Origin of the sequence: Streptomyces sp. WAC05292 (genome assembly GCF_003949955.1) — a bacterium.
Lineage (GTDB): Bacteria > Actinomycetota > Actinomycetes > Streptomycetales > Streptomycetaceae > Streptomyces > Streptomyces globosus.
This window is the reverse complement of record NZ_RPSE01000110.1, coordinates 1-16,792: the sequence shown is the minus strand read 5'-3', so window position 1 is coordinate 16,792 and position 16,792 is coordinate 1. Positions and strand designations below refer to the sequence as shown.

The 16,792-nt window shown below is 74.7% G+C and carries 15 protein-coding genes; 10 read left to right on the top strand and 5 right to left on the bottom strand.

The window, feature by feature from the left end; genetic code table 11:
• Window positions 1–13: 13 nt before the first annotated feature.
• The 3 genes from EF903_RS14770 to EF903_RS14760 all read right to left on the bottom strand — a co-directional run bounded on the left by EF903_RS14770 (window position 14) and on the right by EF903_RS14760 (window position 3,359).
• Entirely contained in the window at window positions 14–1,567 is a 1,554-nt protein-coding gene (locus EF903_RS14770) for an MFS transporter (RefSeq protein WP_125543682.1), read from the bottom strand.
• Between the two features lie 146 nt (window positions 1,568–1,713).
• Complete coding sequence (locus EF903_RS34065) at window positions 1,714–2,667, bottom strand: NUDIX hydrolase (protein ID WP_260615315.1); 954 nt, start codon at window positions 2,665–2,667, stop codon at window positions 1,714–1,716.
• A gap of 68 nt (window positions 2,668–2,735) precedes the next feature.
• Complete coding sequence (locus EF903_RS14760) at window positions 2,736–3,359, bottom strand: LysE/ArgO family amino acid transporter (RefSeq protein WP_114055172.1); 624 nt, start codon at window positions 3,357–3,359, stop codon at window positions 2,736–2,738.
• A gap of 69 nt (window positions 3,360–3,428) precedes the next feature.
• Here EF903_RS14760 and EF903_RS14755 point away from each other — a divergent pair, with 69 nt between their 5' ends.
• From EF903_RS14755 to EF903_RS14735, 5 genes are all read left to right on the top strand, one after another.
• Window positions 3,429–4,358, top strand: a complete 930-nt coding sequence (locus EF903_RS14755; RefSeq protein WP_125543681.1) for a LysR family transcriptional regulator ArgP — start codon at window positions 3,429–3,431, stop codon at window positions 4,356–4,358.
• A gap of 9 nt (window positions 4,359–4,367) precedes the next feature.
• The gene (locus EF903_RS14750) at window positions 4,368–4,763 is read left to right on the top strand and encodes a molybdopterin-binding protein (RefSeq protein ID WP_114055174.1); all 396 of its coding nucleotides are present in this window, start codon (window positions 4,368–4,370) and stop codon (window positions 4,761–4,763) included.
• A 172-nt stretch (window positions 4,764–4,935) separates the two neighbouring features.
• Entirely contained in the window at window positions 4,936–6,018 is a 1,083-nt protein-coding gene (gene corA / locus EF903_RS14745) for a magnesium/cobalt transporter CorA (RefSeq protein ID WP_125543684.1), read from the top strand.
• Between the two features lie 361 nt (window positions 6,019–6,379).
• Window positions 6,380–6,733 (top strand): DUF805 domain-containing protein, encoded by a 354-nt coding sequence (locus EF903_RS14740; RefSeq protein WP_125543680.1) that lies wholly within the window; start codon window positions 6,380–6,382, stop codon window positions 6,731–6,733.
• A gap of 218 nt (window positions 6,734–6,951) precedes the next feature.
• Window positions 6,952–9,177, top strand: coding sequence for an NADP-dependent isocitrate dehydrogenase (locus EF903_RS14735; RefSeq protein WP_125543679.1), 2,226 nt, complete (start codon window positions 6,952–6,954; stop codon window positions 9,175–9,177).
• A gap of 98 nt (window positions 9,178–9,275) precedes the next feature.
• On the opposite strand, the gene EF903_RS14730 is transcribed toward EF903_RS14735, so the two are convergent.
• Entirely contained in the window at window positions 9,276–9,734 is a 459-nt protein-coding gene (locus EF903_RS14730; RefSeq protein ID WP_125543678.1) for a hypothetical protein, read from the bottom strand.
• Between the two features lie 314 nt (window positions 9,735–10,048).
• Between EF903_RS14730 and EF903_RS14725 the strand changes: the two genes are divergently transcribed.
• Entirely contained in the window at window positions 10,049–11,797 is a 1,749-nt protein-coding gene (locus tag EF903_RS14725) for a glycoside hydrolase family 71 protein (RefSeq protein WP_260615312.1), read from the top strand.
• A gap of 100 nt (window positions 11,798–11,897) precedes the next feature.
• Window positions 11,898–13,127, top strand: coding sequence for an aminotransferase class V-fold PLP-dependent enzyme (locus EF903_RS14720; protein WP_260615307.1), 1,230 nt, complete (start codon window positions 11,898–11,900; stop codon window positions 13,125–13,127).
• Here EF903_RS14720 and cobF read toward each other — a convergent pair.
• Complete coding sequence (gene cobF / locus EF903_RS14715) at window positions 13,114–13,866, bottom strand: precorrin-6A synthase (deacetylating) (protein ID WP_125543676.1); 753 nt, start codon at window positions 13,864–13,866, stop codon at window positions 13,114–13,116. The two genes, EF903_RS14720 and cobF, sit on opposite strands and share 14 nt — an antisense overlap.
• Before the next feature lie 18 nt (window positions 13,867–13,884).
• Between cobF and EF903_RS14710 the strand changes: the two genes are divergently transcribed.
• From EF903_RS14710 to EF903_RS14700, 3 genes are all read left to right on the top strand, one after another.
• Window positions 13,885–14,640 carry a (Fe-S)-binding protein gene (locus tag EF903_RS14710; RefSeq protein WP_125543675.1) on the top strand — a complete coding sequence of 252 codons (756 nt, stop codon included), beginning with the start codon at window positions 13,885–13,887 and terminating at the stop codon, window positions 14,638–14,640.
• A gap of 68 nt (window positions 14,641–14,708) precedes the next feature.
• Window positions 14,709–16,169: a lactate utilization protein B gene (locus EF903_RS14705; RefSeq protein WP_260615317.1), complete on the top strand. Its 1,461-nt coding sequence runs from the start codon at window positions 14,709–14,711 to the stop codon at window positions 16,167–16,169.
• Window positions 16,166–16,792, top strand: a 627-nt coding sequence (locus tag EF903_RS14700; RefSeq protein ID WP_125543673.1) for an LUD domain-containing protein, incomplete at its 3' end; no start/stop codon positions are given. The genes EF903_RS14705 and EF903_RS14700, both read left to right, overlap by 4 nt.

The following is a 16,792-nucleotide window of genomic DNA, read 5'->3' as shown; positions in this document are numbered from 1 at the left end:
GGCCCGCCCGGCCTCAGGGTCCTGAGGGGCGGCGGCCGCCGGGAGCGCCGTGCGCGCGCTCCGCGGACAGGCCGCCCGGGAGCAGGAGCAGCGTCAGCACGGCCCCGGCGGTGAAGATCAGCGCCGAGGCCGTGAAGACGGTCCGATAGCCCTCCAGAGCAGCCCGCGCCAGCAGTTCCGGCGCGGGCTGCCGCCCTGCCAGGTGGCGGCCGACGGCGCCCGCGGCCAGCGTGCTCATCAGGGCCGTGCCCACCGAGCCGCCGACCTGGCGCATCGCGTTGACCGTCGCGGAGCCGACGCCCGCGTCCCGCGGGTCGATGCCCGCCGTGCCCAGGTTCATCGCCGCCGCGGTGATCAGGCCCATGCCGAGCCCCGTCGCCACCTGGCCGGGCAGCACGTCGACCGCGTACGGGCCCGTGGCCGACAGGTTCGCCAGCCAGGCCATGCCCGCCGCGGCGAGCAGCATGCCCGTCACCACGCGGGTCCGCGCGCCGACCCGGCCGAGCAGCCCCAGGTTGCTGCCGATCGCGCTGAGCATCGTGCAGCCCGACATCGGCAGGAAGGCCAGGCCGGTCCGGGCCGGGCTGAGGCCGCGGGTGTGCTGGAAGTAGTACGTCAGGAACAGGAACACCCCGAACATCCCGACGCCGGTGAGGAACACGGACAGCAGCGCCGTCGCCCGCACCCGGTCCCGTACGATCCGCAGCGGCAGCAGCGGGTGCGGACCGCGCCCCTGCCACCACACGAAGGCCGCAAGCAGCACCGCGGCCGCCGCGAGGATCCCGAGGGTCGCCGCCGACCGCCAGCCGCGCGGCCCCGCCGTCGACAGCCCGTACACCAGGCAGAACAGGCCCGCCGAGGCCAGCACCGCGCCCGGCAGGTCCAGCCGCGGCGGCGCCTGCGGCGGGCGGCGGCGCAGCAGCAGCGCCCCTCCGGCGACGGCGGCCGCCGCGAACAGGACGTTCACGTACAGGGTCGACCGCCAGCCCAGGTGCTCGGTGAGGACCCCGCCGAGCAGCAGGCCCACCGCGCCCCCCGAGGCGGCCAGCGCCCCGAACACCCCGAAGGCCTTCCCGCGCTCGGCGGGCGCGGAGAACGTCGTCGTCAGCAGCGACAGGGCCGCCGGGGCCAGCAGGGCGGCGAACACGCCCTGGAGGGCGCGGGCCGTGACGAGCACCTCGAAGGAGGCGGCCGCGCCGCCGAGCGCGGAGGCGGCGGCGAAGCCGATCTGGCCGGCGAGGAAGGCCCGGCGGCGCCCCACGCGGTCGGCCAGCCGCCCGCCGAGGAGCAGCAGGCTCCCGAACGGAATGGCGTACGAGGTCACCACCCACTGGCGGCGGTGGTCGGAGAAGCCGAGGCCCTCCTGGATGGAGGGCAGGGCGACGTTCACGATGGTGGCGTCGAGGACGACCATCAGCTGGGCGAGCCCGATGACGGCGAGGATCCACCAGCGGCGCGGGTCGGGCGGCGCGGCCGGGGCGCCGGCCGCTCCGGTGGTGGTGCCTGCGGCGGGGCCGCGGCTGCCGGGGGAGGGCCCGGATGCGGGCCCGGTCGGTTCTGCGGACATGGTGGCACTCCGTGGATTGCGCTCGCCCGCGCGGCCGGAGTGCGCTTCGTGCGCGCGCGGGCGCGGGCGGATGTGTGCTTCGACGATGCGCGAGCCGGGCCCGGCGCCTGCGCGCCACGCCACGGTGCCGCCCGGATGGACCAGCCTCAGCCGCCGCCGGCGGGGCGGCCGGCGTGGAGTTCCAGGGGGCCCGTGCCCTGGGCGCGGGCGCGCAGGGAGGCCTTGATCTGGCGGCGCAGGGAGGGTTTGACGAGGTCGCGGAGGCTGTCGGCCGGCGCGAGGTGCCAGGCGAGGAGCTCGCCAGGGGGGAGGCGGATCGCCGCGAGGGCGGCCGCGTCCAGGACCCCGCCGTCGTAGAGGAAGCGGATGCGGGCCGGGTAGCCCGGCTTGTGCGACCAGTTCACGGCGAGCAGCCGGCCCGGCTCCACGTCGAGGCCGAGCTCCTCGCGCACCTCGCGCCGCACGGCCGCCCGCGGGGTCTCGCCGAGGTCGCTGTCGACGCCGCCGCCCGGCAGGTTCCACCGGCCGCGCCGGCCGTAGGCCGGTTCCACCAGCAGGACCCGCCCTGCCGCGTCGGTGAGCAGCGCGCTCGCCGCGGTCAGGGCCTTGGGCCGGGCGGCGCGGTGGCTCGCCGCGTCGAGCGCGCCGGCGTGTTCCAGGGCCGACCGGCGGGCCGGGTCCAGGCCGGCGGGCGAGCCCGGCTGGGCCACCCCGTCGGCGAGGTGCGCCACCGAGCCGGTGTGCAGGGCGGCCAGCGCGGCGCGGAGGCGGGCCGCGTCCGGCTCCGGCAGCAGGGCGTACGCCTCCTGCGGTGCGACCCAGCCGGGGAGCACCGCCGCGGCCGCGGCCGTCTCCTGCGGGCCGAGCGGCCCGACGAGGTGGAGGTGGACGACGCCGGCCCGCGCGCGGGGCCCGGCGGCGGGCCGCGAGTCCACCGCGAGCAGCCGGCCGACGGGGGCGTGCAGGCCCAGCTCCCGGGCCAGCGCCCGGCCCAGCCCCGCCTCCGGGGTCTCGCCGCCTGCGACGGCGCCGCCCGGCAGCCCGGGCCGGCCCGGGGCGGGCCCGGGGGCCCGTACGAGGACCCGGCCGGCCCCGTCCACGACGACCGCCGAGGCGGTCAGCAGCGGGCCGGGGCCGCGGGCGGTGCGGCGGCGGGCGGCGCGGCCGGTCAGGCCCCGGCGAGCAGCATCCCGCCCATGGTGACCATGGTCGCCGCCACGACCCCGTCCAGCACCCGCCACGTCCTCGGCCGCGACAGCAGGCCGCTGAGCAGCCGGGCCCCGTACCCGAGCGCGCCGAACCAGCCGAGGCTCGCGAGCGCGGCGCCGATGCCGAAGGCCCAGCGCAGGTCGCCGCGGTCGGCGGCGAGCGAGCCGAGCAGCAGGACGGTGTCCAGGTACACGTGCGGGTTCAGCCAGGTCATGGCCAGGCAGGTCAGGACGGCGGCGCGGCGGGAGGAGGTCGCGGCGCCGCCGGTGTCGAGGGCGGCCGCGGGGTCCGGCCGGAGCACCCGGCGGGCCGCCAGCAGCCCGTAGCCGATCAGGAACGCCCCGCCTGCGATGCCGACGGCGGTCAGGGCGGCCGGCCAGGCGGTGACGAAGGCGCCCACGCCGGCGACGCCCAGGGTGATCAGGAGGGCGTCCGACACGGCACAGATGGCGACCACGGCGAGGACGGCCTGGCGGCGCGCCCCCTGCCTCAGGACGAAGGCGTTCTGGGCGCCGATGGCCGCGATGAGGGAGAGCCCGGTGCCGAAGCCGGCGAGGGCCGCCGTGAGGATGCCGTGTGTCATGCGTCCGACCATATGAGCGGACTGCTGTGCAGTACAGCTAAGGATTTTTACGTACCATTAGCACTTGTGATGGACGACCTTCCACTGGACCAGGTACGGACCCTCCTCGCCGTCGTCGACGAGGGCACCTTCGACGCGGCGGCCGCCGCCCTGCACGTCACCCCCTCCGCCGTGAGCCAGCGCGTCAAGGCGCTCGAACAGCGCACCGGGCGGGTCCTGCTGATGCGGACCAAGCCGGTGCGGGCGACCGAGTCCGGGCAGGTGGTGGTCCGCTTCGCGCGCCAGCTGGCCCGTCTGGAGCGGGACGCGCGCGCCGAACTCGGCATGGCGCAGGAGGAGGGAGGCCCCGTGCGGCTGCCGGTCGCCGTCAACGCCGACTCCCTCGCGACCTGGTTCCTGCCCGCGCTGGAGCGGGTGCCGCAGGACCCGCCGGTCCTCTTCGAACTGCACCGCGAGGACGAGTCGCACACCACCGCCCTGCTGCGGGAGGGCCAGGTGATGGCTGCCGTCACCTCCTCGCCCGATCCGGTGGCGGGCTGCACCGTGCGTCCGCTGGGCCTCGCCCGCTACCTGCCGGTGGCCCGCCCCGGCTTCGCCGCCCGGCACCTCCCGGAGACCGGGTCCGCCGCCGCCGTCGGGCGGGCCCTGGAGCGCGCCCCGGTGATCGTCTTCGATCGGCGCGACGTCCTGCAGGACGTGTTCGTCCGCTCCCTCACGGGCGACCCGGGCGCCGGGGCGGGCAGGCTGCGCCACCACGTGCCCACCTCCGAGGGGTTCCGCGACGCGGTCGCCTCCGGCCTCGGCTGGGGCCTGGTGCCGCAGCCGCAGGCGGAGCCGCTGCTCCGCTCGGGCGGGCTCGTCCTGCTGCTGCCGCACCGGACCCTGGACGTCCCCCTGTACTGGCAGCAGTGGAAGCTCGACTCGCCGGCGCTCTCCACGCTCGCGCGGGTCGTCGCGGCGGCCGCCGCCGAAGCCCTGCACCCCTGGCCGGGACCGTAAGCTGCCGCCATGGACTCGTACACGATCGGCCAGGCGGCGCGGCTCCTCGGCGTGAGCGTCGACACCGCCCGCCGCTGGGCGGACGCCGAACGGTTCCCCACCCGCCGCGAGGGCGCGCGCCGCATGGTCGACGGGCCGGACCTGGCCGCGTTCTGCGTCCAGGTCGCCCGGGAGGGCGCCGCCGAGGACGAGGAGGCTCCCGCCACCTCGGCGCGCAACGCCTTCCCCGGCATCGTCACCGCCGTGAAGCTCGGCACCGTGGACGCCCAGGTGGAGATCCAGGCCGGCCCCCACCGGGTGGTGTCGCTGCTGACCCGGGAGGCGGTCGAGGAGCTGGGCCTCGTCGTGGGCGCGCGGGCCGTGGCCCGGGTGAAGGCGACGAGCGTGTTCGTCGACCGCGCCTGAGGCGCCCCGCCCGATCCACCGCGTCGTCCGCGCGATCCGCCGCCCCGTCCGCTCCGGCACGCCGCGCCGTCCGCTCCGGCACGCCGCGGGATGCGCTCCGCCGCGGCGGGGCAGGAGCGGGGGCGGTGGCAGACTGGCCGCCGAACCGCCGAAGGGGAGTGCACCGTTGTCCATGTTCAGCAACCTGCGCCGGGTCGTGCGCCGGGGCTACCGGCGGGCCGTGGACCTGAGCCACCCCGCCCGCTCCCCGCTCGGCAGCGCCGTCGTCAACTGCGTCGTCTACCGCGAGGGGGTGCGCCAGGAGGGCTGCGCCGACGCCGAGGAGGCACTGCGGAGGGTCCGCAAGACCGGAGGGGGCTTCGTCTGGATCGGCCTGCACGAGCCGTCGCAGGAGGAGCTCGCCGGGCTGGCCGAGCTGTTCGGGCTGCACCCCCTGGCAGTGGAGGACGCCGTCCACGCCCACCAGCGGCCGAAGGTGGAGCGGTACGACGACACGCTGTTCGCCGTGCTGAAGACCGTCCGCTACGTGGAGCACGAGGAACTCACCGCGACCAGCGAGATGGTGGAGACCGGCGAGCTGATGGTGTTCACCGGGGAGGACTTCGTCCTCACCATCCGGCACGGCGGCCGGGGCACGCTCGGCCCGGTCCGCGAGACGCTGGAGGCGGACCCCGAGCAGCTGGCCCTGGGGCCGGCGGCCGTGCTGCACGCGATCGCCGACCACGTCGTCGACGACTACGTCGCCGTCACGGACGCGGTGCAGAACGACATAGACGCCGTGGAGACCGCCGTGTTCAGCGGCGACGGCGGCCGCGGCGACGCCGGCCGCATCTACCAGCTCAAGCGCGAACTGCTGGAGCTGCGCCGGGCGGTGGCCCCCCTGGTGCGCCCGCTGGAGCAGCTGGCCACGCAGCCGATCCCGCCCGTGCCGCAGGAGGCGCGCGCCTACTTCCGGGACGTCGCCGACCACCTCACCCGCGCGACCGACCAGATCAACGCGTACGACGCGCTGCTCGACTCGATCCTCCAGGCGCACCTGGCGCAGGTCACCGTCGCGCAGAACGAGGACATGCGGAAGATCACGGCGTGGGCGGCGATCGTGGCCGTCCCCACCATGGTCTGCGGCGTCTACGGCATGAACTTCGACCACATGCCGGAGCTGCGCTGGACGTACGGGTACCCGCTCGTGCTCGGGGTGATGGCCGTCGCCTGCTTCCTGATCCACCGCGGCTTCCGCCGCAACGGCTGGCTCTGATTCCGCGCTGCCGAGGCACGCCCGTGTCGCGGCGGGATAACGATGTGGGCACCGCGGGGGCCCCGGCCGCGTGTTCCGTCCGCGGACACGCTGGGTGTGCGCAGGTCCGTGCGAACACCGCAAAAGGGATCATGCGTCCCTCCAAGTGCCCCTCACCGCCCCGGTTTCGTCACCCGGTGTGACGCCGCAAGATCAGCGGGTTCCAAGTGGCGTCGGGGGAGGGAGTGTTTGGCCGCCGCGGGCGGCAAGGCTCCTGCGCGGCCCGGTCGGCAACTCGCTTGACCGCCATGTAAGCGGGGCATAAGTTCTGCCCCGGCTTGCTCCAGAAGGACGGGCCGACGATCCGTCCTCAGGGGGGACCATGCACTACTACACCGACGTCCTGAAGAAGTACGCCGTCTTCTCCGGCCGCGCCCGCCGGCAGGAGTTCTGGATGTTCGTCCTGTTCAACATCCCGGTGGCCCTCGTCCTCATGGTCGTGGACTTCGCGCTGTCGACGTACCCGCTCTTCACCGGCCTCTACCTGGCCGCCACGTTCGTGCCGAACCTGGCGGTCACGGTCCGCCGCCTGCACGACACCGGCAAGTCCGGCTGGTGGTACTTCATCAGCTTCGTCCCGTTCATCGGCGGCATCTGGCTGCTCGTCCTCATGGCCAGCGAGGGCGACTCCAACCCGAACCAGTACGGCCCGAGCCCCAAGGCCGTCCAGGCCTGATCCGGCCCGGAGGCGCGCCACGGCGCACCTGAGCGCCGTCCCCCCGGCGGGAAACCGCCCGGGGGGACGGCGCTCTCGCGTTCCCCCGGTTTCCCCCGGGTGACGCGCGTCTCGCCGCTCTTCCGGCAGGGGGCTGTCCGGACGGGGCCCATCACGAGATATCTTGATGTCGAGCAATCTTGCAGACGTGAGACGCAGACTGTGGAGCGGAGCATCCGGTGACTGACTCGACCATCATCTACACGCACACTGACGAGGCCCCGGCCCTCGCGACGTATTCCTTCCTGCCTGTGGTCCAGGCCTACGCGTCGACGGCCGGTGTGAATGTCGAGACCCGTGACATCTCCCTGGCCGGTCGCATCATCGCCTCCTTCCCCGAGTACCTGGAGGAGGGCCAGCGCATCGCCGACGCCCTCGCCGAGCTCGGCGAGCTGGCGAAGACGCCGGAAGCGAACATCATCAAGCTGCCCAACATCTCGGCCTCGATCCCGCAGCTGAAGGCCGCGGTCGCCGAGCTCCAGGCCCAGGGCTACGCGCTCCCGGACTACCCGGACGACCCGAAGACCGACGAGGAGCGCGAGATCCGCGCCCGCTACGACAAGGTCAAGGGCAGCGCCGTCAACCCGGTCCTGCGCGAGGGCAACTCCGACCGCCGCGCCCCCGGCTCGGTCAAGAACTACGCCAAGGCCCACCCGCACCGCATGGGCGCCTGGACCGCCGAGTCGAAGACGAACGTCGCCACCATGGGCGAGAACGACTTCCGCTCCACCGAGAAGTCCGCGGTGATCGCCGAGGACGGCTCCCTGCGCATCGAGCACGTCGCCGCCGACGGCGCCGTCACCGTCCTGCGCGAGTCCGTACCGGTCCTCGCCGGCGAGGTCGTCGACGCCTCCGTCATGCGCGCCGCCGCCCTGCGCACCTTCCTCTCCGAGCAGGTGGCCCGCGCCAAGGCGGAGGGCGTGCTGTTCTCCGTCCACCTCAAGGCCACGATGATGAAGGTCTCCGACCCGATCGTCTTCGGCCACGTCGTGCGGGCCTTCTTCCCGCAGACCTTCGCCAAGTACGGCGAGGTCCTGACCGCGGCCGGCCTGTCCCCGAACGACGGCCTCGGCGCCATCCTGAACGGTCTGGACGCCATCCCGCACGGCCTGGGCGCCGAGATCAAGGCCTCCTTCGACGCCGAGCTCGCCGAGGGCCCGGCCCTGGCCATGGTCGACTCCGACAAGGGCATCACCAACCTGCACGTCCCGTCCGACGTCATCGTCGACGCCTCGATGCCGGCCATGATCCGCACCTCCGGCCACATGTGGGGCCCGGACGGCCAGGAGGCCGACACCCTCGCCGTCCTGCCGGACAGCAGCTACTCGGGCGTCTACCAGGCCGTCATCGAGGACTGCAAGGCCCACGGCGCCTTCGACCCGGCCACGATGGGATCCGTCCCGAACGTCGGCCTCATGGCGCAGAAGGCCGAGGAGTACGGCTCCCACGACAAGACCTTCGAGATCGCCGCGGCCGGCACCGTCCGCCTCGTCGACGCCGCCGGCGCCACCGTGCTGGAGCAGGAGGTGTCCGAGGGCGACATCTTCCGCGCCTGCCAGACCAAGGACGCCCCGATCCAGGACTGGGTGAAGCTCGCCGTCACCCGCGCCCGCGCCACCGGCGCCCCGGCCGTCTTCTGGCTCGACGAGGACCGCGCCCACGACGCCCAGCTGATCGCCAAGGTCAAGACGTACCTCGCCGACCACGACACCGAGGGCCTCACCATCGAGATCCTCTCCCCGGTCAAGGCGACCGCGTACTCCCTGGAGCGCATCCGCCGCGGCGAGGACACCATCTCGGTGACCGGCAACGTGCTGCGCGACTACCTGACCGACCTGTTCCCGATCCTGGAGCTGGGCACCAGCGCCAAGATGCTGTCGGTCGTCCCGCTGATGGCGGGCGGCGGCCTCTTCGAGACGGGCGCCGGCGGCTCCGCCCCGAAGCACGTGCAGCAGCTCGTCAAGGAGAACTACCTCCGCTGGGACTCGCTCGGCGAGTTCTTCGCGCTGGCCGCCTCCTTCGAGCACCTCGCCACCACCACGGGCAACGCCCGCGCCCAGGTGCTGGCCGACACCCTCGACCGCGCCACCGGCACCTTCCTCAACGAGGACAAGTCGCCGACCCGCCGCCTCGGCGGCATCGACAACCGCGGCAGCCACTTCTACCTGGCCATGTACTGGGCGCAGGAGCTGGCCGCGCAGACCGAGGACGCCGCCCTGGCGTCCGCGTTCGCCCCGCTGGCCAAGACCCTGACCGAGGCGGAGCAGACCATCGTCTCCGAGCTGAACGCGGTCCAGGGCTCCCCGGCCGAGATCGGCGGCTACTACCAGCCCGACCCGGCCAAGGCCGCGGCCGTCATGCGGCCGTCCGCCACCTTCAACCAGGCCCTCGCGACCCTGGCCTGAAGCAGAGGCGCCCCCGCGGGGGCGTAGGGGGACAGGGGTCCGCCCCCGGCCGGCAGCCGCCGGCCGGGGGCGGACCCCTGTCGGCAGGCGGACGCACGTCAGAGGCGGTGGACGCGCTCCCCGTCGAAACCCAGCGGGTACCGCCCGGCGGCGAGGATCCGCAGACCCGGAGCCGACCCGAGCAGTGCCCGCAGCCAGGCCACCGCCTGCGGGGCGAGGAACTCGGTGCCGTCCAGGACGAGGAGCATGTCGCGCTCCGCGAGCCGCGAGACGGCGGTCGCCGGACTGCGGTTCAGCGCCGCCGCCAACTCGCGGATGCCGCAAGGGCGGTGCAGGCGGACGGCGGCCACGCCGTCGCAGAAGTTCGACGGCAGCCGCTCGGCGATCTCCCGTACCAGCAGGCTGCGCGGCCCCCGGAACCTCCCGGTCACGGTCAGGACGCGGCCCCGCCGCACGGCGGTCAGCAGCCGCGACAGCTCGGCCGACGTCGCCGGCGGCGTGCCGCAGCGGCCCGGTTCCCTCATCGGCACGATGCCCCCCATTGCATGCGTGTCCATGCGCGGCCAAGGGTGGTTTCGAGCCGCGTAGGGATGATTGTGCGTCAGTCGAGCCGAAACACCAGGGGAATGCCGCAGTCCGCAAGAGCCGCCGGAACGCCGCGGGAACACCTCCCGGCACCGGTCGCAGGCGCTCCCGCGCGGGCAGGGGCGCACGAGCGTACGCCCCGGCGCATTCGCCGCACACCCCGGCGACCGGCGTACCCGAGATGGGCCGCCCGCTGTACGCGCACCGGCGAACGGTTGTCCGGAAGCCGGAATTCGGCTCTACTGCTCTTCACCCGGAGGACGGGCATATGCAGGAGGGGCGACAGATGACAGCGGACCGGACCACGGCCCGGCGCGCGAAGCGGCAGGACGGCACCCATCCCGGACACCGGGCCGCGGGCCGGCGGGCGCGGCGCGCCTCGCACCGGCGGCGGGCGGGCATGCGCCGCCGCCCCCTGCTGACCCTGCTCCTCTCAGGATGCCTCCTCACCGGCCTCGTCGCCGCCAGCATCGCCTGGGACCCGTTCACGGCCGGCGCCGGCCAGTGGGCGGGCGCCCCCCGCACCGGCGAACCCCGGCCGGGCACGCCCGGCGCGCCCGGATCCGGACCGTCCGGCAAGGCGGCCCCCGCGCCCGGGAAGACCCGCGGCGGCAGCGGCAAGGGCGCCGAACCCGTACCGGACGCGGGCGACAGGATCGACAAGCGGCCCGCGGGCGCCCTCCCCTTCGACATGCCCGAGCCCGCCGCACTGCGCTCCGCCGCCGGCGCCGGCCGGAAGCTAGTCTTCGCCCACTACTTCACGCCCTACCCGCTCTCCCTCGACAACGTCCGCGCCGACAAGGACTACTACACCCGCAACTACCTGGACCCCGAGGGCGAGAAGGGCAAGCACGAGCGCTACGGGGGCCTCCTGCGCGACCGGCCCCTGCCCGTCACGCCCAAGAGCGGCAACTGGGAACTCGCCAACCTGCAGCAGGAGGTGCGCACCGCCCGCACCGCCGGCCTCGACGGCTTCACCCTCGACATGCTCTCCCTCAGCGGCCCCAACTGGGAGCGCGCCAACCTGCTGATGGAGGCGGCCCGCTCCGTCGACCCGCACTTCAAGATCATGCTGATGCCGGACATGACCTCGCTGAAGACGGACGACCCGGCCGTCGTCGCAGGAGCCGTCGCCGCCCTCGCCAAGTCGCCGTCCGCGCACCGCCTCGCCGACGGACGGCTCGTCGTCTCCCCCTTCAAGGCCGAGGTACGCGACCCCGCCTGGTGGACCCGCTTCGCGGACGTCATGAAGTCCCGGCACGGCATCCGCACCGCGCTCGTCCCGACCTTCCTCGACTTCGACTCCCACCACGCCCGCTTCGCGCCCATCAGCCACGGCTTCTCCGAGTGGGGCTCGCGCAGCTACACCGGACAGGAGGGCGCCGCGCGCGACGTCCGCCGCTCCCACGACCTCGGCAAACTGTGGATGCAGCCCGTCTCCGTCCAGGACGCCCGCCCCAACCAGGGCGTCTTCGACGAGGCCGGCAACACCGCCACCCTGCGCGCCACATGGACCCGCGCCATCGACGACGGGGCCGACTGGGTCCAGCTGACCACCTGGAACGACTACTCCGAGGGCACCCAGTTCGCCCCCTCCGTCAACAACGGGCACGCCTACCTGGACCTGACCTCCTACTACCTGACCCGGTTCAAGACCGGCAGCTGGCCCGAGATCGTCCGCGACACCCTGTACGTCACCGCCCGCACCCAGTTCGCGGCAGCCGACCCCACCGGCGACCAGTCGCTCGTGATGCGGCTGCGCCGGGGCAGCGCGGCCGCCCGCGACACGGTCGAGGTGCTCAGCTTCCTCAAGGCCCCCGCGACCGTCCGCACCAGGACCGGCTCGGCCAAGGCCTCCCACCAGGCCCCCGCCGGGCTCCACGCCAAACTGCTCCCGCTGCGCACCGGCACCCACGCGGCCGCCGTCGAACGCGGCGGGAAGACGGTCACCGCGGTGGAGATGCCGCGCCCCGTGCAGGGCAAGGTCGAGGTGCAGGACCTCCAGTACCACGCCGTCACCAGCGGCCGGAAGTGACCCCGGCACCGGCCACCCTGGCGGGATTGGCCCTTCCGGGCCGGCCCGCCGCCCGCCGATGATCCTGCGGACGACCGCACCGTCCACCAGCGGAGGATCCGTGACCCAGCCGACGAGCCCCACCGGCGCCAGCCCCACCAGCCCCAGCAGCACCGCGACCGGACCGGGCGGGGGCCAGGCCGGCGCGAGCGGCGGCGGCCCCTGCGTGTTCCCCGGCGGGCCCGCCCTGTTCCGCCTCGACCCGGCCGTCGCCCACCTCAACCACGGCTCGTTCGGGGCCGTCCCGATCCCGGTGCAGGAGGCCCAGGCCGCGCTGCGCGACGAGGCCCACGCCGACCCCGACGCCTTCTTCGTGGGCGCCCCCGACCGGATCGCCGCCGCCCGCGCCCGGATCGCCGCCCACCTGGGCGCCGACCCCGACGGCATCGCCTTCGTCTCCAACGCCACCGAGGGCGCCAACCTCGCCCTCGACGCGATCCCCCTGGCCGACGGCGACGAGGTCCTCGTCACCGACCACGGCTACGGCACCGTCACCGCGGCCGCCGCCCGCCGCGCCACCGTCACCACCGCCGCCCTCGACCCGTACCTCCCCGACGAGGACGCCGTCCGCGAGGCCGTCCTGGCCGCCGTGACGCCCCGTACGAAGGTCGCGCTCCTCGACCACGTCAGCTCGCCCACCGCCCGGCCCATCGCCACCCCGCGGCTCCTCGCCGAACTCGCCGACCGCGGCATCACCACCGTCGTCGACGGCGCCCACGCCCCCGGCATGCTCGCCGACCCGCTCTCCGTCGGCGCCGACTTCTACTTCGGCAACCTCCACAAGTGGGGTTATGCCCCCTCCGGCACCGCGGTCCTCGCCGTCGCCCCCGCGCACCGCGGCCGCGTCCGGGCCCTCGTCCCGTCCTGGGAGGACGCGCACGGCTTCCCGCGCTCCGTCGAGAACCGGGCCACCGCCGACTACACCGGCTGGCTCGCCGCGCCCGAAGGGCTGGACCTCCTCGCCCGCCTCGACGCCGCCAAGGTCCGCGCCCACAACAGCGCCCTCGCCGCGCACGGCGCGGCCCTGCTCGCCGAACTCCCGCAGCTCACCCCCCTGCCCTGGGGCGAGGGCCTCGCCATGCGCTCCCTGCGCCTGCCGCAGGGCCTCGCCGAGACACCGGAGGCCGCCCGCGCACTGCGCGAGCGGATGGCCGCCGAGCACGGCATCCGGATCCTCGTCTGGCCCTGGGCGGGCGGCGGCGGCATCCGCGTGTGCGGGCAGCTCTACAACCGCCCCGAGGAGTACGAGCGCCTCGCCGCCCTCCTCCCCGCCTTCCTCAGCGCCGCCTGAGCAGGTACGTGTCCATGATCCAGCCCTTGCGGGCGCGGGCCTCGGTGCGCAGCTCCTCGATCCGGCCCGCCACCTCCGCGAGCCGGCCCTGCACCAGGATCTCGTCCGGGGTGCCCACGTAGGCGCCCCAGTAGATGTACGCGTCCTGGTCGAGGTGGGCGGTGAAGGCGTGCCGCGCGTCCAGCATCACCACCACGTCGTCGGCGTCCTCGGGCCACCCCTCGGCCAGGCGGCGCCCCGTGGTGATCTGGACCGGCCGCCCGACCCGGTTCAGCGTCGTGCGGTGCCGGGCCAGCAGCGAGGAGATGCTGCTGACGCCCGGCACCACCTCGTACGCGAACGCCACCCGGCCGCGCTCCAGCACCTCGTCGAGGATCGCGAGGGTGGAGTCGTACAGCGACGGGTCGCCCCACACCAGGAACGCGCCCGTCTCGCCCTCGGCGAGGTCCTCCGCGATGAACCGCTCGAAGATCTCCGCCCGCGCGCTGCGCCAGCCGTCCACCGTCGGCGCGTACTGCTCCGGAGCGCGGTCCCGGTCCGGATCCCTGCCCTCCACCAGCCGGTGGCCGGGGCGGGCGTGCTCGTCGAGCATCGCGCGCCGCAGCCCCGTCAGGTCCGCCTTCTCCTCGCCCTTCTCCAGGATGAGGAACGCGTCCGCCGCGCCGATCGCCCTGACCGCCTGGAGGGTCAGGTGTTCCGGGTCGCCCGCGCCTATGCCGATCACTGAGAACTTCTTCACGCGGCTATTCTGCCCGTCATGCGAGCCGCGCTGTTCGTCACCTGCGTCAACGACGCGCTCCACCCCCGCACCGGGGTGGCCGTCGTCCGCCTCCTGGAGCGCCTCGGGGTCGAGGTCGACTTCCCGGCCGCCCAGAGCTGCTGCGGGCAGCCGCAGTACAACACCGGCCACCGCCGCGAGGCCGAACCGCTGCTGCGCCGCACCGCCGAGGCCTTCGCCGGCCACCGCTACGTCGTCACCCCGTCGGGCTCCTGCACCGCGATGGTCCGCGGCCACTACCCGCGCATCGGGCGGCTCGCCCGGCAGGAGGGCCGCGGGGGCAGGCTGGAGGCGTACGCGCAGGACCTGGCGCCGCGCGTGTACGAGCTGTCCGAGTTCCTGGTGGACGTGCTCGGGGTGACCGACGTCGGCGCGCACTACCCGCACACCGTCGCCTACCACCCCTCCTGCCACGGGCTGCGCGGGCTCGGCCTGGGGGAGCGGCCGCGCCGGCTCCTCGCCGCGGTCAAGGGGCTGGAGCTGGTCGAACTGCCGGGTGCGCAGGAGTGCTGCGGTTTCGGCGGCACCTTCGCCCTGAAGAACCCGGACGTGTCCGCCGCGATGGGCGCCGACAAGGCCGCGGCGGCGGCCGCCGCGGGCGCGGAGGTGCTGTGCGGCGGCGACACCTCCTGCCTCATCCACCTCGACGGCATCCTGCGCCGCACCGGATCGCCGGTGCGGACCGTGCACCTCGCCGAGATCCTGGCCTCGACGGAGGAGGAGCCGTTCGCATGACGACAGGCGGAACGCACGGAGTGCGCGCAACGCAGGGCGCGGACGGCGCACGGGCGGCCTTCCTCGGCATGCCCGCCTTCCCCGAGGCCGCGCGCCACGCCGTCCACGACCCCGTCCTGCGCGCCAACCTCCGGCACGCCACGCACACCATCCGCGGCCGCCGCGCCCGGGCCGTCGCCGAACTCGACGACTGGGACCGGCTCCGCGCCGCCGGCAAGGCGATCAAGGACCACGCGCTGCGCCACCTCGACCGCTACCTGGTACAGCTGGAGGAGTCCGTCACGGCGGCGGGCGGCACCGTCCACTGGGCGGTCGACGCCGCCGAGGCCTGCCGCGTCGTCACCCGGCTGGTCCAGGCCACGGGCGAGCGCGAGGTCGTCAAGGTCAAGTCGATGGCCACCCAGGAGATCGGCCTGGCCGAAGCCCTGGAGGAAGCCGGGATCGCCGCGTACGAGACCGACCTCGCCGAGCTCATCGTGCAACTCGCCCACGACCGGCCCTCCCACCTCCTCGTCCCCGCGATCCACCGCAACCGCGGCGAGATCCGCGACCTCTTCGTCCGGGAAATGGGCCGCTGGGGCCGCCCCGCGCCCGACGGCCTCGGCGACGACCCGCGGGAACTCGCCGAGGCGGCCCGCCGCCACCTGCGGGAGAAGTTCCTGCGGGCCCGGGTCGCCGTCTCCGGCGCCAACTTCATGGTCGCGGAGACCGGCACCCTCGTCGTGTTCGAGTCCGAGGGAAACGGCCGGATGTGCCTGACCCTGCCCGAGACGCTGATCTCCGTCGTCGGCATCGAGAAGGTCGTCCCGACCTTCCGCGACCTGGAGGTCTTCCTCCAGACCCTGCCCCGCTCCTCCACCGCCGAGCGGATGAACCCGTACACGACCATGTGGACCGGCACCGCCGGCGGCGACGGGCCCTCAGCGTTCCACCTCGTCCTCCTCGACAACGGCCGCACCGACACCCTCGCCGACGCGGTCGGCCGCCAGGCGCTGCGCTGCATCCGCTGCTCGGCCTGCCTGAACGTCTGCCCCGTCTACGAGCGGGCCGGCGGACACGCCTACGGATCCGTCTACCCCGGCCCGATCGGCGCCGTCCTCAGCCCCCAACTGCGGGGCACCGGCAGCCGTGTCGACGCGTCGCTGCCGTTCGCGTCCACGCTGTGCGGGGCCTGCGAGGAGGTGTGCCCCGTCGCCATCGACATCCCCGAGATCCTCGTCCACCTGCGGGAACGCATCGTCCAAGGCGGCCCGGCCACCCGCGAGGGGGTCCGCGTACGGATCCGGCCCGCCCGCGGCCACGCCGCCGAACGGGCCGCCCTGCGGGCCGCCCGACTGCTGCTCGACCACCCCGGCGCCCTGCGGGCGGGGGAGCGGCTGCTGGCCCGCGCACGTCGCCTGAGGCCGCGCCGGCTGCCCGGACCGGGCCGGGCCTGGACGGACAGCCGCGACCTGCCCGAACCACCCGAACGGCCCTTCCGTGACTGGTGGGCGCAGAGGGAACGACAGGACGAGAGGGGCAAGCCATGACGAGCAGGGACGTCATCCTGGCCCGCATCCGGCGGGCCGGGGCCGCCCGCGCCACCGGGGCCGAACCGCCGATCCCGCGCGACTACCTGCGCGTCCACGGCGAGCGGACCCCCGCCGAAGCCGCCGACCTGCTCGCCGCGAACCTCGGCGAGTACCGCGCCCACGTCCACCGCACCACCGCTGACGGCCTCCCCGCCCTCCTGGCCCGGCTGCTGGCCCGGCGCGGCGCCCGCACCGTCCTCGTCCCGGCCGGCCTGCCCCCGCACTGGCTCGCCGAGACGGCCGCCGGCCAGGTGCCCGACCGCGCCGGAGCCACTCCGTACGAACTCGACGCCGTGGACAGCGTCGTCACCGGCTGCGCCCTGGCCGTCGCCGAGACCGGGACGCTCGTCCTCGACGGCGGCCCCGCACAGGGCCGGCGCCGCATCACCCTGATCCCGGACCAACACGTCTGCGTGGTCCGCGTCCCGGAGCAGGTCGTCGACTCGGTGCCGCAGGCCCTGGAACGCCTGGACCCGACCCGCCCGCTGACGTGGATCTCGGGCCCCTCCGCGACGAGCGACATCGAACTGGACCGCGTGGAGGGCGTCCACGGCCCCCGCACCCTGGACGTCATCCTGGCC

Excerpts from the sequence above, each read along its gene's own strand:
- EF903_RS14770 (WP_125543682.1), bottom strand. The coding sequence starts at position 1,567 with ATGTCCGCAGAACCGACCGGGCCCGCATCCGGGCCCTCCCCCGGCAGC.
- EF903_RS14760 (WP_114055172.1), bottom strand. The coding sequence starts at position 3,359 with ATGACACACGGCATCCTCACGGCGGCCCTCGCCGGCTTCGGCACCGGG.
- EF903_RS14755 (WP_125543681.1), top strand. The coding sequence starts at position 3,429 with ATGGACGACCTTCCACTGGACCAGGTACGGACCCTCCTCGCCGTCGTC.
- EF903_RS14750 (WP_114055174.1), top strand. The coding sequence starts at position 4,368 with ATGGACTCGTACACGATCGGCCAGGCGGCGCGGCTCCTCGGCGTGAGC.
- corA (WP_125543684.1), top strand. The coding sequence starts at position 4,936 with ATGTTCAGCAACCTGCGCCGGGTCGTGCGCCGGGGCTACCGGCGGGCC.
- EF903_RS14740 (WP_125543680.1), top strand. The coding sequence starts at position 6,380 with ATGCACTACTACACCGACGTCCTGAAGAAGTACGCCGTCTTCTCCGGC.
- EF903_RS14730 (WP_125543678.1), bottom strand. The coding sequence starts at position 9,734 with ATGGACACGCATGCAATGGGGGGCATCGTGCCGATGAGGGAACCGGGC.
- EF903_RS14725 (WP_260615312.1), top strand. The coding sequence starts at position 10,049 with ATGACAGCGGACCGGACCACGGCCCGGCGCGCGAAGCGGCAGGACGGC.
- EF903_RS14710 (WP_125543675.1), top strand. The coding sequence starts at position 13,885 with ATGCGAGCCGCGCTGTTCGTCACCTGCGTCAACGACGCGCTCCACCCC.
- EF903_RS14705 (WP_260615317.1), top strand. The coding sequence starts at position 14,709 with ATGCCCGCCTTCCCCGAGGCCGCGCGCCACGCCGTCCACGACCCCGTC.